General features: G+C 59.8%; 16 protein-coding genes, 1 tRNA gene and 1 pseudogene. 7 read left to right on the top strand and 11 right to left on the bottom strand.

Features of this window, described 5'->3' with window-relative positions:
* Window positions 1-2: 2 nt before the first annotated feature.
* Window positions 3-1,337: a flagellar filament capping protein FliD gene (gene fliD / locus ACUN9V_RS10305; RefSeq protein ID WP_445511304.1), complete on the bottom strand. Its 1,335-nt coding sequence runs from the start codon at window positions 1,335-1,337 to the stop codon at window positions 3-5.
* A 235-nt stretch (window positions 1,338-1,572) separates the two neighbouring features.
* Here fliD and ACUN9V_RS10300 point away from each other — a divergent pair, with 235 nt between their 5' ends.
* The 7 genes from ACUN9V_RS10300 to ACUN9V_RS10270 all read left to right on the top strand — a co-directional run bounded on the left by ACUN9V_RS10300 (window position 1,573) and on the right by ACUN9V_RS10270 (window position 6,749).
* Complete coding sequence (locus ACUN9V_RS10300) at window positions 1,573-2,073, top strand: hypothetical protein (protein ID WP_445511303.1); 501 nt, start codon at window positions 1,573-1,575, stop codon at window positions 2,071-2,073.
* A gap of 78 nt (window positions 2,074-2,151) precedes the next feature.
* Window positions 2,152-2,775: a CBS domain-containing protein gene (locus ACUN9V_RS10295; protein WP_075562059.1), complete on the top strand. Its 624-nt coding sequence runs from the start codon at window positions 2,152-2,154 to the stop codon at window positions 2,773-2,775.
* 7 nt (window positions 2,776-2,782) lie between these two features.
* On the top strand, window positions 2,783-3,838 hold the full coding sequence (locus ACUN9V_RS10290) for an asparaginase (protein ID WP_445511302.1): 1,056 nt from the start codon (window positions 2,783-2,785) through the stop codon (window positions 3,836-3,838).
* A gap of 74 nt (window positions 3,839-3,912) precedes the next feature.
* Window positions 3,913-4,602 (top strand): 7-cyano-7-deazaguanine synthase QueC, encoded by a 690-nt coding sequence (gene queC, locus ACUN9V_RS10285; RefSeq protein WP_445511301.1) that lies wholly within the window; start codon window positions 3,913-3,915, stop codon window positions 4,600-4,602.
* Between the two features lie 230 nt (window positions 4,603-4,832).
* Window positions 4,833-5,486: a 7-carboxy-7-deazaguanine synthase gene (gene queE / locus ACUN9V_RS10280; RefSeq protein WP_445511300.1), complete on the top strand. Its 654-nt coding sequence runs from the start codon at window positions 4,833-4,835 to the stop codon at window positions 5,484-5,486.
* The gene (locus tag ACUN9V_RS10275; protein WP_075562055.1) at window positions 5,486-6,340 is read left to right on the top strand and encodes a 6-carboxytetrahydropterin synthase; all 855 of its coding nucleotides are present in this window, start codon (window positions 5,486-5,488) and stop codon (window positions 6,338-6,340) included. The genes queE and ACUN9V_RS10275 overlap by 1 nt, the downstream gene beginning before the upstream one ends.
* Before the next feature lie 157 nt (window positions 6,341-6,497).
* Window positions 6,498-6,749, top strand: a complete 252-nt coding sequence (locus ACUN9V_RS10270; protein ID WP_445511299.1) for a YkgJ family cysteine cluster protein — start codon at window positions 6,498-6,500, stop codon at window positions 6,747-6,749.
* 38 nt (window positions 6,750-6,787) lie between these two features.
* On the opposite strand, the gene ACUN9V_RS10265 is transcribed toward ACUN9V_RS10270, so the two are convergent.
* The 10 genes and pseudogenes from ACUN9V_RS10265 to ACUN9V_RS10220 all read right to left on the bottom strand — a co-directional run bounded on the left by ACUN9V_RS10265 (window position 6,788) and on the right by ACUN9V_RS10220 (window position 16,943).
* A complete protein-coding gene (locus ACUN9V_RS10265) occupies window positions 6,788-6,985 on the bottom strand; it encodes a hypothetical protein (RefSeq protein WP_445511298.1) in 198 nt (65 codons plus the stop codon).
* A complete protein-coding gene (locus ACUN9V_RS10260; protein ID WP_445511343.1) occupies window positions 6,986-7,408 on the bottom strand; it encodes a zinc-binding dehydrogenase in 423 nt (140 codons plus the stop codon).
* Window positions 7,409-7,477: 69 nt separating this feature from the next.
* Window positions 7,478-7,765: pseudogene (locus ACUN9V_RS10255) on the bottom strand (NADP-dependent oxidoreductase); the annotation flags it as partial.
* A gap of 132 nt (window positions 7,766-7,897) precedes the next feature.
* Window positions 7,898-9,721, bottom strand: a complete 1,824-nt coding sequence (locus ACUN9V_RS10250) for a SurA N-terminal domain-containing protein (RefSeq protein WP_445511297.1) — start codon at window positions 9,719-9,721, stop codon at window positions 7,898-7,900.
* Between the two features lie 236 nt (window positions 9,722-9,957).
* Complete coding sequence (hupB, locus tag ACUN9V_RS10245; RefSeq protein WP_075562051.1) at window positions 9,958-10,230, bottom strand: nucleoid-associated protein HU-beta; 273 nt, start codon at window positions 10,228-10,230, stop codon at window positions 9,958-9,960.
* Between the two features lie 188 nt (window positions 10,231-10,418).
* Window positions 10,419-12,821, bottom strand: coding sequence for an endopeptidase La (gene lon, locus ACUN9V_RS10240; RefSeq protein WP_110691697.1), 2,403 nt, complete (start codon window positions 12,819-12,821; stop codon window positions 10,419-10,421).
* Window positions 12,822-13,065: 244 nt separating this feature from the next.
* Window positions 13,066-14,361 (bottom strand): ATP-dependent Clp protease ATP-binding subunit ClpX, encoded by a 1,296-nt coding sequence (gene clpX, locus ACUN9V_RS10235; protein ID WP_075562049.1) that lies wholly within the window; start codon window positions 14,359-14,361, stop codon window positions 13,066-13,068.
* Between the two features lie 63 nt (window positions 14,362-14,424).
* Window positions 14,425-15,045, bottom strand: coding sequence for an ATP-dependent Clp endopeptidase proteolytic subunit ClpP (clpP, locus tag ACUN9V_RS10230; RefSeq protein ID WP_075562048.1), 621 nt, complete (start codon window positions 15,043-15,045; stop codon window positions 14,425-14,427).
* An 85-nt stretch (window positions 15,046-15,130) separates the two neighbouring features.
* Window positions 15,131-16,498 (bottom strand): trigger factor, encoded by a 1,368-nt coding sequence (gene tig / locus ACUN9V_RS10225; protein WP_445511296.1) that lies wholly within the window; start codon window positions 16,496-16,498, stop codon window positions 15,131-15,133.
* Window positions 16,499-16,868: 370 nt separating this feature from the next.
* Window positions 16,869-16,943 (bottom strand) — tRNA-His (locus tag ACUN9V_RS10220).
* Window positions 16,944-16,951 lie beyond the last annotated feature (8 nt).

The raw sequence follows: 16,951 nt of genomic DNA, 5'->3' as shown, positions 1-16,951 counted from the left end.
TATTACTGGTTGGTTTGCGCGCTCAAGGCATCGAACTGCTGAGTCAGGTAACTACTGGTCGAATTCATCTGCGAGACCAGAGAGTCCAGGCTGGCGAACTGGGTGCGATAACGCTCGACCGTGGAGTCGATGGATTCCTGCATCCGCGTGTAACGGTCGCCCAGGCGGTCCAGCGTGGAATCGATACCGTCGGTGGCAATCTGCAGCAGGCCGCCGTCATCGAGAATGGTTCCCATGGTGTCGTCGATGCTGGCAGACAGCCCGCCCTTCCCGTCGACACCGGCGAAAAATTGGCTTACCGCGTCACTGTCACTGGAGATGGCTTCGCTCAGCTTGTCATCATCGACCTCCAGCGTGCCGTCCAGCTGGCGTTCGATACCCAGGTCCGACAGCATCGAAAACGTGCCGTCGCCGTCGCTATAGCCGAGCACACTACGCAGGCGGGACTCGATAGTGCGCATGGTCGAGTTGCCGAGCAGCGCTCCGGCCGAGTCTGACTCAGAGTCGTAGGAAGTGAGGGCGTCGGACGTACTCTGAAAGCTGTTATAGGCGGTGACGAAAGCCTTGACCGCCTTGGTCATCGACTCCGTGTCCTTTGACACCTTGAGCGTTTCTGCTCCGCTCGTGGTCGAGGTCAAATCGAAAGTGACGCCTTCGAGCGCACCCTTGACGGTATTGGACTGGCTGGTGATCGAGATGCCATTGACTTCCAGTTCAGCGTCCTGGGCGGGAACGGTTTCACTGAATCCGAAGAGGCTGCCACCATCCGTCACGTTGATCGCGGACTGAGTTCCAGTCTCCTCGGACGTCAGCGTCAGTTGGTAATCAGACCCATTGAAGACAATCGAGGCAGTCGCGCCGGTATCCGCCTTATTGATCGAATCCCGGATATCTTCCAGAGAGTCGTCACTAGCGATGGCGATATCGATACTGGCGTTCTCGCCAACGCTAATTCCCAAAGTGCCGGATTTCCCCAGCGCTTCGGTTTTATCTGCTCCCTGTGCTGCCGAAGCCAGTGACTGCGCCTGAGCAAGGCTCGAAACCGAGACTTGATAGCGACCGGCGACGGCATCCCCAGTAGTCGTGGCGGTGACGGCGTCGCCGGTCATCGAACTGGTGACGGCCGTGAAGGTTTCGGGATCGCTCAACTTGGTCGCGGCATCACGCAACGCGGTCAGGGAACTCTCCAACGAACCGAAGGCGGACAGCTTGGTCTTGTAGCTCTGCTGCTGGGCGACGATCGGCGTGAGCTTCTGTTTCTCCGCATCTTCCAGGTCATCGAGCAGTCCGCTCAAGTCTAGCCCGGAACCGATTCCCAGTGACGATATGGTAGCCATGTAACCTCTCTATGCCTGGCGCACTTTGTAACACGCCGATCACGACAGCAGACGCCGATTAAGCGCACTTTAATGCTTCAGTTTCCTGATCGGCCGATCCCCGGGGAACTTTAGCGTTGGCTGATCTTCTTTTTACGCTTGCCGCCCCTGGGGAAACGTCAACCTTGGGTGGTCAGGGAGCCACCGGATAGGCGATCATAGGCGGCCGATAATTTCGCCACTCTCTGGAGAAGACATGGACGCAACCGCCCTGCAGGACAATTATCGCTTGTGGCAGCGTTTTCAGCGCCAGGAACAATTGGGGCGCGAACATCAGGCTGCGCTGCATAAACTGGCACAAACCGGGGCGATGGCGTCTCGTGTCACCGAAGCTTACCGTAGCATGGCGGATCGCGGCGCCAAGGAAGGCGCCAGTTACCGTACGCTGTTTCAACGCCAGCGCGAGAATGGCGACAACCTGGCCTGCGAAGGCTGGCTGTTCGTGCGCCGTGTCCTCGCAGAAGGCGGCACCACCAGAATTCGCGCCACGCTGTTCGAGTCGTTCACGCTGGAGGAGGGGGACATCAAACCCTCGCCGGAAATCCCCAAGAAGGTCACGCTGGATATTTACGACGAACTGCTGGTCCATAAGAGCATGACACTGGGCTGTCGCACCGATCGTCACGACGATGAGCGGGATACGCGCTTCATTACCTTTCTGGATAGCGTCCGCGGCGATCTTCACCAGTATCTATAACGACCCGCTCGGAAACCGGCTTCGGCCTGTGGATTCCGACCGGAAAACGCTTTTGATTCGATCCAGGGAGATTCATCGATGGTCAATACCCCCCATCCTTCCAAAGTCCATTTTTCGGCGCTGTCACTGGAAAACCTGGACGGTGTCAGCGGCATCGTGCAGCCGGTAGCCAAGACGCAATCCGTGACACTGGAAAGCCCAGCCACGATGCTGGTCACCGATTTCAATGTCAGCCATCCCCACACCCTGCCCACCGGCAGCTCGATTGGGCAGGCTCACGAGACCATGAAGCAGGCTGGCGTCGGCCTACTGATGCTGATCGACACCAGTGGCAAGTTCACCGGTGTGATCAACGCCCGCGAGCTGATCGGGGGCCGTCGCATCACGCTGGCGATGCAGCAGCATCAGCTCGGCCGCGACGAGGTTACCGTCGAGATGATCCAGACACCGCGTAGCGAATTGCACTCGCTGTCCTACGCCAAGATCTCCCATGCCAGCGTGGGCGACCTGGTCGAGACGCTCAAGACCTCGGGTGACCAGCACGTGCTGATTACCGAACCCGACGGCAGCGGGGCCTCGCGGATTCGCGGCATCATTTCGGCCTCCAACATCAGCCGCGCGCTGGGCGTCGATCTTCACCAGCCACCGTCGGCCCGCACGTTCTCGTCGATCTGCCATGTCATTCTCGGCCACGATCTCTGACGCTGTCATGAACGCAGCGACCCAGGACACATCGTCTTCCATTCTGGTGATCTACACCGGCGGCACCATCGGAATGCGTGACAGCGACCGAGGTCTGGTCGCCGCCGGCGATTTCGATTCTCGAATGGCGGCAGCGCTGGCGTCGCTGCCGCCAGATCGTCGACGCCGACTTCCCGAATACATCGTCTGGGAGTCGCCCGACCCGATCGATTCCAGCAGCGCCACGCCGGACGACTGGGCAGTGCTGGCAGCGCTGATTGCCGATCGCTATCAGGACTACGCCGGGTTCGTGGTGCTTCACGGTACCGACACGTTGGCATGGTGTGCTTCCAGCCTCGCCTTTCAGCTGCAAGGGCTGTCCAAGCCGGTCATCGTGTCGGGCGCCCAGAAGCCGCTGGAGTCGGAAAACAGCGATGCGCTCGTCAACCTCGAAGCCGCGCTGGCTTTTGCCGCGCAGACCGCGCTGCGGGAAGTGTGCGTGAGCTTCGGGGGCCGTCTGCTGAGAGGATGCCGTGCCAGAAAATGGTACACTGCGGACGCGCTAGGATTCGAGAGCCCGAACTGGCCACTGTTGGGTGAGATGGTGGATCACAGTCCGATCGTCTACACACCCCGCTGCTGGCCTGCACGCGGGGCGCCACGCTTCGAACTTGCCGGCGGCGATGCCGCAGTCGTCATTCGTCTGGTGCTCTGGCCCGGCATTCGTGCCAAAGACGTGGCGCGCTGGCTGGATGACGACTCTCAGCGCGGTGTCGTCATCGAGTGCTGGGGAAGCGGCAATCTACCGGAAGACGAGGCATTGCTCGGTGTCCTGGCTCGCGCCTGTGCCGAAGGCAAAGTCATGGTTGCCGTCAGTCAATGTCCTGTCGGCGGCGTCAGTCCCGGCACCTATGCCAGCGGACAGACGCTCAACGAGATCGGCATCCTGTCCGGCGATGACATGACGCCCGAAGCCGCTCACAGCAAACTCGCTCACCTGCTCGCCCAGGATCTGTCCCCAGGCGATCTGCGGCAGCGCCTGCTGACCTCTCTCGTCGGCGAGAGCGGGGCCTTCACGGCGTAAGCGAGCCACCCGAATCAGCGATCACCGTGGGCCCTTGCCGGGTCCAGACAGTTTGCACGCCACAGGTTAACCGCATGACATCCTCGACTTCTTCCAGCGATTCCACACCGGTCGTCGTGATCTACTCCGGCGGCATGGACTCCTACACTGTACTCCATCGCGCCATTCGCGAAGGCTACGACGTCCACGCTCTGTCGTTCCATTACGGTCAGCGTCATGCCCGCGAGCTCGATGTCGCAAGCCGCGTCTGTGCCGATCTTGGCCTGTCGCACCGTGTCGTCGACATTCGGGCGATTCATGAGCTGATCGGCAATTCCGCGCTGACCGACAGTGGACGGGCCATGCCGAAAGCTGACTATGCCGAGGACAACCTCGCCGACACCGTCGTACCCAATCGCAACATGATTCTGCTGTCGTTGGCGATCGGTTACGCAGTCAATGTCAAGGCACCGATCTGCTTCTACGGCGCTCACGGTGGCGATCATGTCCTGTACCCCGACTGTCGCCCGGCGTTCGTCGAACGCATGAACGATGTCTCCGCGATCGCCAATTTCGAGGCGGTCAGTATCGAAGCGCCCTATCTGCACAGCGACAAAGCGCAGATTCTCGCCGACGGCATCGAAATGGGGCTCGACTACGCCGATACCTGGACCTGCTATCTAGGCCAGGAAGTGGCTTGCGGTGAATGCGGTAGCTGTCGGGAAAGACTCAACGCCTTTGCCGAGCTGGGAATGACGGACCCGATTCCCTACGCTACGCGCTGACGGGCGGACACCTCCTGGCCAGACGTCGATGATGCGAGGCCGGATCGATCGCGCCGACGAATCGGATATGGTCTTCGAATTCAGCCTTGAGGCATCAGCCCTGGCGCTCAAGTCCTGACTCGCTAAGTCCAGGCTCTCCAAGTCCAGACTCTCCAAGCTCTGGCGCGCCAGGCTCCGGGAAACCCAACCCGGCAAACCGAACCCTGAATCGACTCAGCACGGAATCATGCATGTACAGCGTCAAAGAAGCCTTCTACACCCTGCAAGGAGAAGGCGCCCAGGCCGGTCGGGCCAGCGTCTTCTGCCGATTCACGGGCTGCAATCTGTGGTCTGGTCGAGAACGAGATCGCGCCACTAGCCAGTGCACGTTCTGCGATACCGACTTCGTCGGCACCGACGGTCAGAACGGCGGCCGATTCGCCGATGCCGCGGCGCTGGCCTCGCATCTCGAGCGTCTCTGGCCGACGTCCGTTTCGGGCAGACATCGGCGCTATGTGGTATTCACCGGCGGTGAGCCGCTGCTGCAACTGGACACGGCGCTGATCGAGACGATGCATGCCCGAGGCTTCGAAATTGCCGTCGAGACCAATGGCACACTGCCGGCCCCGCTGGGGATCGACTGGATCTGCGTCAGCCCTAAAAGCGACAATGCGCTACGTCAGACGCGCGGAGACGAGCTGAAGCTGGTCCACCCGCAGGCGGGCATCGATCCCGAGACCTTCGCCGAGCTAGATTTCACTCACTTCTTTCTGCAGCCGATGGACCTCGCGCCCGGCGCCATCGTGAGCGATGCCAGCCCGATGGAGGCGACCGTCGATTACTGCATGCGTCATCCGCAGTGGCGCCTGTCGCTGCAGACTCACAAGATCGCGGGGATCGATTGATGACCCTTTTCGTCAACAATCTGACCAATATCGACGCATCGATCTGGTCGCCTCAACGAGGCCTGAGCGGCGCCAGCTGGCACGTCGACGTCGAACTCGACGGCGAGCTGGGTGAGGACGGCATGCTGTTCGACTTCGGCGAGGTCAAGCCGTGGATCAAGTCACGCCTCGATGGCGGACTGGATCATACCCTGCTCGTGCCCACGCAGGCCGCGGGCGTCAAGATCGAGGAGTGCAGCGAAGGCCTGCACATGGCCGCCGAGCTTCCTTTCCCCTTCGAGCTGCGTGCCCCGCGCCAGGGCTTCACGCTGTTTCCCTGGGGGGAAGTGACGGCGGAACGCCTGGGCGCGCATCTCAGCAGCGAACTCAGCAAACGACCGCCACCGCGCGTCGAGGCAATCCGCATCCGTCTTCGCGAAGAACTCGTCGATGGCGCCATTTACAGCTACAGCCATGGTCTCAAGCATCATAAGGGCAACTGCCAGCGGATCGCTCATGGTCATCGCTCGCATCTCAGGATCTGGCGGGACGGCCAGCGCGATTCGGAACTCGAACGGCTCTGGGCCCAACGCCTGGACAATGCGTATCTCGTCGACGAGGCCGACATCGTCAATCCTCGGCGCAACGACGATATCATGCGTGTGCGCTATCGCTCCGCCCAGGGCCAGTTCCAGCTCCACCTGCCGAAGGAGCGATGCCATACGCTATCCGCCCCCACCACTGTCGAGAATATTGCGGCTTGGCTCGCTCACCAGATCGCGCTGTCTACCGGCGCGCATATCCGGGTCCAGGCATTCGAGGGAATCGACAAGGGTGCGCTGGCGGAGAGCAGAGGAACGCCTGCCGGGGGCTAGTTGATAACCCTGCTCAATCACCAGAGACCTGATTGCGGGAATATCAGTGAGCGGAGGCCGGGCTGCCGGAGCCCGGCTACTTCGATGAAATGGCTTTCGAAGAGACTCGATCAGATCCCGCTGAATCAAATCGCATGACGCTGAAAGGAGAACCCCCATGAGCTGCCGCGCTGGCTGCGGGGCCTGCTGTATCGCGCCCTCGATCACCTCGTCGATTCCCGGCATGGCGCAAGGAAAGCCCGCCGGGGTTCGCTGCGTGCAGCTGGACGACGGCAACCTGTGCCGGCTGTTCGGCGATCCACGCCGACCGGAAGTCTGCCGACGCTTCGATTATGATCCCGAGCTATGCCTCGATAGCCGCGAGCAGGCGCTGGCGGTGCTGACGGAGTGGGAGCACGCCACTCGATAGAGGCGCCTTACGCCGGTCATCGCCATTCTCGAGGGTCGTCAGTCCGAGGCAAGCCGAACCAGCATCTTGCCTTCTTTTTCCCCCGAGAAGAGCTTCAGGAAAGCCTCGGGCATACGCTCCAGCCCGTCGACGACGGCCTCCCGGCACTGGATCGCTCCGCCTTCGATCTGCGGCGCGACCTGATCGAGAAACGCCTGGTAGTGATCCCAGTGCTCGATGACGATAAATCCTTCCATTCACGCCTTGCGGAAGAGGAGTTGATTGAGATTGCTGGGGCCGCCGCCCGGCTCTGTCGCATTGTAGCGATCGATCAGACCACAGATCGCGATTCGTGCATGGTCTCTGAGATTGGCCAACGCCGCCTCCATCAGCGGACCACCGACGTTCTCGTAATAGATATCGAAGCCGTCGGGCGACGCCTCGGACAACGCGCTCGTCAGCGCCGCGGCATCCTTGTCCCGGTAATTGACCGCCGTGACCCCCAATGACTCGAGCCACTCGCACTTGGCCTGACTGTCGGCGATCCCGACGACGTGACAACCCGCAGCCTTGGCAAGCTGCACCGCCAAAGAACCCACCCCGCCGGAAGCGGCGCTGACGAGCACGCGATGACCTGGCTTGAGTTCGGCGATGAGATTCAAGCCGGTCCAGGCGGTCATCCCCGGCATTCCCAGAACACCGAGATAGGCCTGCTCCGGCACGTCAAATCTCGGCAGCGGCTCGACCTCCTTGCCGGGGAGCTGGGCCACGTCATGCCATCCCGCCATGTGGCGAACCCGATCACCTTGTTGAAAATGCGGGTGACGCGAAGCAATGACTTCCCCGACTGCGCCACCTTCCATCGGCGCGTCCAGTGCATAGGGCTCGACGTAGGTCGTAACACCACTCATCCGCCCCCGCATGTAGGGATCCACCGACAGCCACCGGTTGCGAATTCTGACCTCGTCGGGCGCAAGATCCGGTAGCGACGTTTCGCGCAATGCGAAATGCTGCGGTTGCGGCAGTCCCTGCGGAGTGGATGTGAGTGCAAATAACGAGTAACAGTCATTAAAAAACCCTCCTGGCTGACGGTTGGCATACCGTTCAGCCTAGGAGGGTCGGCAGGAATGAAACAGGACTCGCGTTACCAAGACCTCACTTCGATCAGATTAATTGCGCTCGATATCGGCGGTGTCCTCAAGCGTCTGGCTCAAACCCTGGATGACGATCTGCGCTTGAAGGCGCTGGGCCAGTCGCGTCGAAAAGTCAGCATCGTCCGCGCTGGTATCACCAGCCTGCACCGACTCGACACCGACGATGGCAACCCCGTTCTGGCTATCGACCTGGCCCCAGACCACGCTATCGGCCTGCGGATGCGGCAGTCGGAAAGCCTGCTGGCGAATGGCGTCCGGAACACTGTCGGCATCCCGGGTCACGGCGTCGGCTTGCTGCCAGTTGAGGTCCGATACGCTCTTGCCCTCACGCAGCGCCTTGACCGCCTCAGCCGCGCGCGCCTCGAGCGCCTGCTGCGTCTGCTCGGCCTTGACCGCAGCCATGACCTGGTCACGAACCGCATCGAGCGGTAGCGTACTCGCGTCGCGGTGATCGACGACGTGCAACACGACACGCTGCTGATCATCCGTCTCGATCACATCACTGTTATAACCGTCGTCCTTCACGTCGGAAGAAAAGGCTGCTGCTGCGGCGTCCGGGTTGGCAAGCACGCCCTTTCCCCCGGCCTCCTGGGAAAACCAGTCGCTGGACTGGACCGACAAGCCCAGATCGTCGGCGACTGTCGAGAGGTCATCCGCTTCATAAGCATCGTCGGTGAGCTTCTGGACTCGCTCGTTGAACAACGATTGGGACTGTTCTAGCTTGACCTGCTGCGTCAGTGCCTCACGATCCTCTTCAAACGACGGAATATCGAGGCCCGTGACCTTGATCAGATGGAGGCCGTACTGGGTCTGAACGACTTTCGACACCTGACCCGGATCGAGCGAAAACGCGGCATCGTCGAACTCGTCTCCGAAAAAGCCTTTCTGAATGGCACCCAGATCGCCGCCTTTGTCGGCAGACGACTGGTCGTCGGAGTACTCGCGTGCCAAGGCGGCAAAATCCCCGCCCTTCTCGAGCTTCGCCTTAACCTCAGCGAGGCGGTCACGCGCCTCCTGCTCGGTACGATCATCACCGAAAGTCACCAGAATATGAGAGACGTCACGGGGCGCTTCCGCGCGCGCCTTGTCATAGGCCTGCTGCAGCTGGTCATCGGTGACCTCGACATCCTTGGCAACGTCTTCCTGGTTCAGTACGAGGTAGTTGACCTTGACCTGCTCGGGCCGACGGTAATCCTGCTGATGCTGATCATAGTACTGCTGCAGATCGGCATCGCTCGGCGTCACGGGCTGGGCGAGGTCCGCTGGCGTCAACTGGGCGTAACGAAAGGTCCGCTGTTGCTGCTGCAACGCGGCCAGGCGCTGTTTCTCCGCCGGCAGCAGGAATGTGGAACCGGCCAGACCTTGCTGCACCTGACGCCGCAAGGTGTCTGCGCGCAACTCACGCCGGAACGACGAGGGAGTGTAGCCGGCCTGAGCCAAGCGATTGGTGAACAGCTCATCGGAGAAGCGACCATCCTGATCCTGGAACTCAGGCAGCGACACGATCAACTGGTCCAGCTGACTGTCCGAAATATGGAGCCCACCTTCATCGGCATATTGATCCAGCGTACGCTGACGGATCAACTGATCGAGCACCTGGCCGCGGAACTGCCGCTCCTGCTCTGGCGGGACCTGCCCGGAACGGATGCCGCGCTGAACCTGTGTTTCCACGGCCTGACGACTGATGGACTCGCCATTGACGGTCGCCACGTCATTGCTTCCGGAAGAGAAGTAACTAACCAGAGACTCCGCGCCGAAAAGCGCGAAGGTCACGATGATGGCCCCGACGATGACTTTTGCCACCCACCCTTGGGAGCCTTCACGAATTCGTTGCAGCATGCTGTCCTCGCATGTCGATTACCCAATATTGCGCGCGTATCGTACACCGTCTTTCTATGATGGCGCATCCACGCGCATGGTATTGGTGATCCATGCTGCAAAGGCCCCGCCCTTGCAGTACGACAATAAAAAAGCGCATCGCTTGGGCGATGCGCTTATGTTGCGGGCTTCCACTAGCCGGAAGGCTTGAACCTCTCACGGCGACCGGAATGTCGACCCGCGCGACGGAGCGAAACTCAGTTCACCGCGTCTTTGAGCGCCTTGCCTGCCTTGAAGCTCGGCACCTTGGCAGCGCTGATATCGATCGGCTTGCCTGTCTGCGGGTTACGGCCGGTACGTGCTGCACGCTCTTTGACCGCAAAGGTCCCGAACCCTACCAAAGCTACGGAATCGCCTTTCTTCAGGCTGTCGGACACGGACTCAATCATCGCGTCGAGTGCACGCGTGGCAGCTGCCTTAGGAATGTCGGCAGACGCAGCAATGGCTTCAATCAGCTCGGATTTATTCACGCTTCACCCCTTGACTATATACGAAATTAGCAGGACATCGATGCGCAACCGGAAGCGCGATGACGTTCCGATTACTATCAAAACAGGTGGGCATTTTATAGCAATGCCACGATTCTACTGTCAATCAAGATCGTCAGAAAAACCGCGCCATATCAGGCCTGGCGCGTGAAATTTGCACACTGACAAAATCAATGTGTGCTGACATTGGCTTGCGAGGTAGCCACATCTTCAACAACTTTGTCATCGTCGTCGACAGAATTCGTCAATGCCACTGACAATACATCATCAATCCACTTAACCGAACGAATGTCCAATGCATTCTTGATATTGTCAGGTACCTCTTTGAGATCCCGACGATTCTCTTCCGGTATGAGTACGGTCTTTATACCACCGCGCCGTGCAGCCAGCAATTTCTCCTTGAGACCGCCGATCGGCATGACTTCGCCACGCAGATTGACTTCGCCCGTCATCGCGACATCACACCGTACCGCTCGTCCGGTATAGGCCGAAACCATCGCGGTGACCATGCCGACACCGGCACTAGGCCCGTCCTTGGGAGTCGCCCCCTCGGGAACGTGGATATGCAGGTCTTCCTTTTCGAAGCGCTCGGGGTCGATACCGAACTGGCGGGCACGGGCCCGAACGACGGTATGCGCAGCACTGACCGACTCCTTCATGACGTCGCCCAGGGAGCCGGTCTTGTTGACCCGCCCCTTGCCTGGCGTCACCACGGACTCGATGTACAGCAGTTCACCGCCGACTGAAGTCCAAGCCAGTCCAGTAACACGCCCAACCTGATGCTCCTGGTCCGCCAGACCATAACTGTAGCGGCGGACGCCGGCGTAGCGCTCGATATCATCCGCGGATAACGTCACTCCCGCCAGGGCACCCTGCCCCTTTTCCGTCTCGAGACGTTCGCGAAGTACCTTGCGGCTGACTTTCGCGATCTGACGCTCGAGCTCGCGCACCCCGGCTTCCCGGGAATAGTAGCGAATCAGTTCGAGCACGGCCTCGTCACCGAACGACAGCTCGCCGTCTTTCAGGCCATTGGCCTTGAGCTGCTTCGGGATCAGATAACGCTTGGCGATGGCGAGCTTTTCGTCTTCGGTATAACCGGGCAGTCGAATCACTTCCATACGGTCCAGCAACGGCCCCGGAATGTTCATCGAGTTGGCGGTACAGATGAACATCACGTCCGACAGATCGTAATCGAGCTCGAGATAATGATCGTTGAACTTGTCGTTCTGCTCGGGATCCAGCACCTCGAGCAGCGCCGACGAGGGATCGCCCCGATGATCCATGCCGATCTTATCGACTTCATCGAGCAGGAATAGCGGGTTACGCACGCCCGCCTTGCTCATGCGCTGGATCAGCTTGCCGGGCAGCGAACCGATGTAAGTCCGTCGATGGCCGCGGATTTCGGACTCGTCGCGCACGCCACCCAGGGCCAGACGTACATAACGACGATTCGTCGCACGGGCGATCGACTGCCCGAGCGAGGTCTTGCCGACGCCGGGAGGACCGACGAGGCAGAGCACCGGGCCCTTGAGCTTCTTGACCCGCTTTTGCACCGCCAGATACTCGAGAATCCGCTCCTTGACCTCTTCCAGACCGTGGTGGTCTTCGTCCAGCACCTTGGCGGCATGCGGAAGATCGTGCTTGACCCGTGTGCGTTTTTTCCAGGGCACGGAGAGTACCCAGTCCAGATAGGAGCGCACGACGGTCGCTTCGGCGGAAGTCGGCGACATCATCTTGAGCTTGCCGAGCTCCTGATTGGCCTTGTCGATGGCTTCCTGGGGCATCCCGGCTTCCTGGATGCGCTGCTCGTACTTCTCCGCCTCGTTGGGGACGTTCTCGAGCTCGCCCATCTCTTTCTGGATGGCCTTCATCTGCTCGTTGAGATAGTACTCGCGCTGAGACTTCTCCATCTGGTCCTTGACCCGCGAGCGGATTCGCTTCTCGACCTGCAGCAGATCGATCTCGGACTCGATCAGCGTCATCAGGTGCTCGACGCGATCACGAACGCGATCCATCTCGAGCAGCTCCTGCTTGTCATCGATCTTCAACGACAGGTGGGCGCAGATGGTATCGACGAGCCGACTCGGATCCTCGATCTCCTGCAACGAGGAGAGCACTTCGCTGGGAACTTTCTTGGACAGCTTCACGTACTGCTCGAACTGGTTGAGCAGCACTCGAACCAGCGACTCCTGCTCGCGCTCGCTGAGCGGCTCGCTGTCACGGGCGACCGCCTGCGCGCTGATGAAGCCGTCTTCATCCTGCAGGATCTGCTGAATGTCCGCCCGAAAACTACCCTCGATCAGCACCTTGACGGTACCGTCAGGCAGTTTGAGCAACTGCATGATGTCGGCGACCGTACCAATGCCGAAAAGGTCATCGACACCTGGGTCGTCGTGGGCCGCTTCACGCTGAGCGACCAGTAGCACGCGCTTGTCGTGCTCCATCGCCGTTTCCAACGCGCGAATCGACTTCTCGCGCCCTACGAACAACGGGATGACCATCTGCGGATAGACAACCACATCACGCAGCGGCAAGAGCGGAAGCTTCATTGTCTGGTCAGAGCTCTTCGCCATTACAGCAATTCCTCGACAAACTATAGGATGGATGAGCCACCAGAGCGGCATTATGGAGACTACGTGGGGGCGCCATCATTCAGATGCAAGTCGCGCACGGCGAACCGTGGGATGCACCAGAGAACGAAATCATGGAGGATCCAAGCCAGAAAAAAGAAAGACACATAAAGCTGGATCCATAAGAGCGACAAAGAAAGGGGGCCCACCGGGCCCCCTTTCCAGGCAGACGCCATGACGAACGCGTTTATCCGTCCTTGTTGGCGACTCGACTCTCTTCCGGCTTGGAATCTTCTTCCTGCTTGGAATAGATCAGCAAAGGATTGCTGTCACCGGAAATCACGGAGCCATCGATCACGACCTTACTGACGCCGTCGAGCGACGGCACGTCATACATGGTCTCGAGCAGCACCGATTCCAGAATCGAACGCAGCCCGCGCGCGCCGGTCTTGCGCTCCATGGCCTTGTGGGCAACCGCCCGCAAGGCTTCCTCGCGGAAGTCCAGATCGACACCTTCCATCTCGAACAGGTGCGCGTACTGCTTGACCAGCGAGTTCTTGGGCTCGGTCAGAATCTCGACCAGCGCGTCCTCGGTCAATTCGGTCAACGTCGCGATCACCGGGAGACGCCCAACGAACTCGGGGATCAGACCGAACTTGACCAGATCCTCGGGCTCGACCCCGGCAAGAATATCGCCGACGCCCTTGTTGGTTTCCTTGCTCTTGACGGACGCATTGAAGCCAATCCCACCCTTCTCGGCGCGATCACGAATCACCTTGTCCAGTCCGGCAAAGGCGCCGCCGACGATAAACAGGATATTGCCCGTATCCACTTGCAGGAATTCCTGCTGCGGATGCTTACGTCCGCCCTGCGGGGGCACGGACGCCGTGGTGCCTTCGATCAGCTTGAGCAGCGCCTGCTGAACACCTTCACCGGAAACGTCACGCGTGATGGAAGGGTTGTCCGACTTGCGTGAGATCTTGTCGATCTCGTCGATGTACACGATTCCGCGCTGTGCTTTTTCGACGTCGTAGTCGCATTTCTGCAGCAGCTTCTGAATGATGTTCTCGACATCCTCGCCCACGTAGCCGGCTTCCGTCAGCGTCGTGGCATCGGCAATCGTGAACGGCACATTCAACAGGCGTGCCAGGGTCTCCGCCAACAGGGTCTTGCCGCTACCCGTCGGGCCGATCAGCAGAATGTTGGACTTGCCCAGCTCGATGTCGCTCTTGCCACCGCCACGCAGACGCTTGTAATGGTTGTAAACCGCCACCGACAGCACCATCTTGGCCCGATCCTGGCCAATGACGTAGTCGTCGAGCGTGTTGCGAAGCTCGCGCGGTACGGGAAGACGGTCCTCATCGCTCTCGGCGTCGGCTTCCAGGACCTCCTCGCGAATGATGTCGTTGCAGAGATCGACACACTCGTCACAGATGTAGACAGACGGACCCGCGATGAGCTTGCGAACCTCGTTCTGATTCTTGCCACAGAACGAGCAGTACAGCAGCTTGCCGTTGTCGTCTTTGCCTTTACCGTCGGCCATTCGTGTACCTCGTCAGGACGACGGCGCCGCGCGCCGTCGTGTGAAACCTTGACTCAAACGCTATCAGGATACCGGACGCTTATCCAGCATGGCATCGATCAGGCCATATTCGACGGCCTGAGTTCCATCCATGAAGTTGTCACGGTCGGTGTCCTGGGCGATCTTGTCGATATCCTGTCCAGTATGATCTGCCAGAATGCGATTCAGCTTGTGGCGGATGGTCAGGATCTCACGGGTATGAATTTCAATATCCGTCGCCTGTCCCTGATAACCCCCAAGCGGCTGATGGATCATCATGCGCGAATTCGGCAGGCAGAAACGCTTGTCTTTGGCGCCACCGGTCAGCAACAGCGCGCCCATGCTGGCCGCCTGTCCGATACACACGGTGGAGACATCCGGCTTGATGAACTGCATCGTGTCATAGATGGACATACCCGCCGTTACCGAACCACCCGGCGAGTTGATATAGAGATGAATATCCTTGTCCGGATTTTCGGACTCCAGGAACAGCAGCTGCGCCACGATCAGGTTCGCCGTGTAGTCTTCGACTGGGCCGACCAGAAAGATGACGCGCTCTTTGAGCAGACGCGAATAGATATCGTAAGACCGCTCACCGCGCGCGCTCTGCTCCACCACCATCGGGACCAGGCCACCGGCATTACGGATGTCGAACTCGTTGTGCATCGCGATTTCCTTACATCTGGTGATTGTCAGGCCCATCGACTCGCAACCCGGCCTGCGCCGGGTTGCTTCGCTTACCAAGCACCGATCATGCCTTGGAATCGCTTTCCTCAGCCTCGTCTTCTTCGGCTGCTTCTTCGGCTGCTTCTTCGGATTGCTGTGCGGCCTGCAGCACTTGCTCGTAGCTCATGCTGACGTCGTTAACCTGGGCTTGCTCGAGAAGCTTGTCAACGGCCTTGTCTTCGAGCACGGCTGACTTGATCTGGCCCTTGAGCTCATCGTTTTGCATGTACTGCTCGATGACCTGTTCGGGCTGCTGGTACTGAGTCGCGAGCTCTTCGGCGCGCGCCCGGATCTCGTCGTCGCTGGCATCGATTTCGTGCTGCTGGATGACTTCGGCCAACAGCAGCCCGACCTTGACGCGAGTCTGGGCCTGCTCGGCAAACAACTCGTTCGGCAGCTGGCTGACATCGAAGTCTTCGCCAAGGCCGAACTGCTGCGCTGCCTGCCGCTTGAGCCCGTCGGTCTCCTGCTGGATCAGCGACTGCGGCACCGTGACCTCATTGGCCTGCTGCAGAGCGTCCAGCGCCTGCTGCTTGACGCGATTCTGGGCCGCCTGCTTGACCTCGCGCTCCATGTTCTTCTTGACCTCGGCGCGGAACTTGTCGGGGTCGCCGTCTTCCACACCGAATTCCTTGATGAACTCGGCATCGACTTCCGGTAGCGCCTTGGCGGAGACTTCGTGCACGGTCACCTTGAAGGTCGCTTCCTGCCCTGCCAGATGCTCGGCCTGGTAGTCGTCGGGGAAAGTCACGCTGATGCGCTTTTCTTCACCCGCCTTGGCACCCACCAGCTGCTCTTCGAAACCCGGAATGAACCGGTTGGAACCCAGCTCGAGCTCGTGGCCCTCGGCCGAACCGCCTTCGAACGGCTCGTCGCCGAGATAGCCCTGAAAGTCGATCTTGACCTGATCGCCATTTTCAGCGCCACGCTCGACCGGCTGAAACGCCGCATGCTGGCCGCGCAGCGTCTCGATCATGGTTTCGATATCGGCTTCTGCAATGTCCGCCTGCGGACGCTCGATGGCCGTACCCTCGATGCTGTTCAGTTCGATCTCGGGGTAGATCTCGAGTGTCGCGACGAATTCCAGATCCTTGCCGGTCTGATCGACCGTCGGTTCGATCGACGGGTAGCCGGCCGGGTTCAGGCTCTGCTCGGTGATCGCCCGTACGTAGTGCTGGCGCATGAGCTCGCTGACGACTTCGTTGCGCACGTCTTTACCGTAGCGCTGACGCACGACCGCCATCGGGATCTTCCCTTGACGAAAGCCATTCAGACGAACTCGCTTGGCCGTGTCTTGCAGGCGCGTAGCAACGGCTTCATCAACCTCTGCTGCCGGAACCTGAACAGTGATGCGACGTTCGATCTGGGATGTCGTCTCAACGGAAACTTGCATAGATGATCCTCTACCGACGGGGGCGTTCTGTGATTGCAACTCAAAAACTGTCGCTTCAAGACTGTCACTTCGAAGCTGTCATTTTTAAACAGGGAGGGATTTTATGAATCCCCATGCCCACTGGCAAGCGGACTAGCGGGATAAATGGTGCTAAAGGGGGCGAAATACAAGCCTGGGGCGGTAAAAATCGATGTGGAAACGAAAAACACCCGATCGGCGATGCCGAACCAAGCATTCAGTGCCGTCAGACGCCGGCGTTCGGCAACCTGCATGACTATCGACGGACGTCACAGCCAAGGCGAAGAGACTTAAGCAGTGGACGACGAACGTGAAAATAGCGGAAAGCGTGAAAACAGCGACAAACGAGAAATGGGGTGGATGATGGGGATCGAACCCACGACCACCGGAGCCACAATCCGGGGCTCTACCACTGAGCTACACCCACCATTTCTG

The sequence above is a fragment of the Salinicola sp. V024 genome (assembly GCF_052645315.1).
Note: the sequence above shows the minus strand (reverse complement) of the source record. Positions and strands in the feature narration are given on the sequence as shown.

What these genes read in the sequence shown, in the direction of transcription:
- fliD (WP_445511304.1), bottom strand. Translation starts at nt 1,337, where the DNA reads ATGGCTACCATATCGTCACTGGGAATCGGTTCCGGGCTAGACTTGAGC.
- ACUN9V_RS10300 (WP_445511303.1), top strand. Translation starts at nt 1,573, where the DNA reads ATGGACGCAACCGCCCTGCAGGACAATTATCGCTTGTGGCAGCGTTTT.
- ACUN9V_RS10295 (WP_075562059.1), top strand. Translation starts at nt 2,152, where the DNA reads ATGGTCAATACCCCCCATCCTTCCAAAGTCCATTTTTCGGCGCTGTCA.
- ACUN9V_RS10290 (WP_445511302.1), top strand. Translation starts at nt 2,783, where the DNA reads ATGAACGCAGCGACCCAGGACACATCGTCTTCCATTCTGGTGATCTAC.
- queC (WP_445511301.1), top strand. Translation starts at nt 3,913, where the DNA reads ATGACATCCTCGACTTCTTCCAGCGATTCCACACCGGTCGTCGTGATC.
- queE (WP_445511300.1), top strand. Translation starts at nt 4,833, where the DNA reads ATGTACAGCGTCAAAGAAGCCTTCTACACCCTGCAAGGAGAAGGCGCC.
- ACUN9V_RS10275 (WP_075562055.1), top strand. Translation starts at nt 5,486, where the DNA reads ATGACCCTTTTCGTCAACAATCTGACCAATATCGACGCATCGATCTGG.
- ACUN9V_RS10270 (WP_445511299.1), top strand. Translation starts at nt 6,498, where the DNA reads ATGAGCTGCCGCGCTGGCTGCGGGGCCTGCTGTATCGCGCCCTCGATC.
- ACUN9V_RS10265 (WP_445511298.1), bottom strand. Translation starts at nt 6,985, where the DNA reads ATGGAAGGATTTATCGTCATCGAGCACTGGGATCACTACCAGGCGTTT.
- ACUN9V_RS10260 (WP_445511343.1), bottom strand. Translation starts at nt 7,408, where the DNA reads ATGACCGCCTGGACCGGCTTGAATCTCATCGCCGAACTCAAGCCAGGT.
- ACUN9V_RS10250 (WP_445511297.1), bottom strand. Translation starts at nt 9,721, where the DNA reads ATGCTGCAACGAATTCGTGAAGGCTCCCAAGGGTGGGTGGCAAAAGTC.
- lon (WP_110691697.1), bottom strand. Translation starts at nt 12,821, where the DNA reads ATGGCGAAGAGCTCTGACCAGACAATGAAGCTTCCGCTCTTGCCGCTG.
- clpX (WP_075562049.1), bottom strand. Translation starts at nt 14,361, where the DNA reads ATGGCCGACGGTAAAGGCAAAGACGACAACGGCAAGCTGCTGTACTGC.
- clpP (WP_075562048.1), bottom strand. Translation starts at nt 15,045, where the DNA reads ATGCACAACGAGTTCGACATCCGTAATGCCGGTGGCCTGGTCCCGATG.
- tig (WP_445511296.1), bottom strand. Translation starts at nt 16,498, where the DNA reads ATGCAAGTTTCCGTTGAGACGACATCCCAGATCGAACGTCGCATCACT.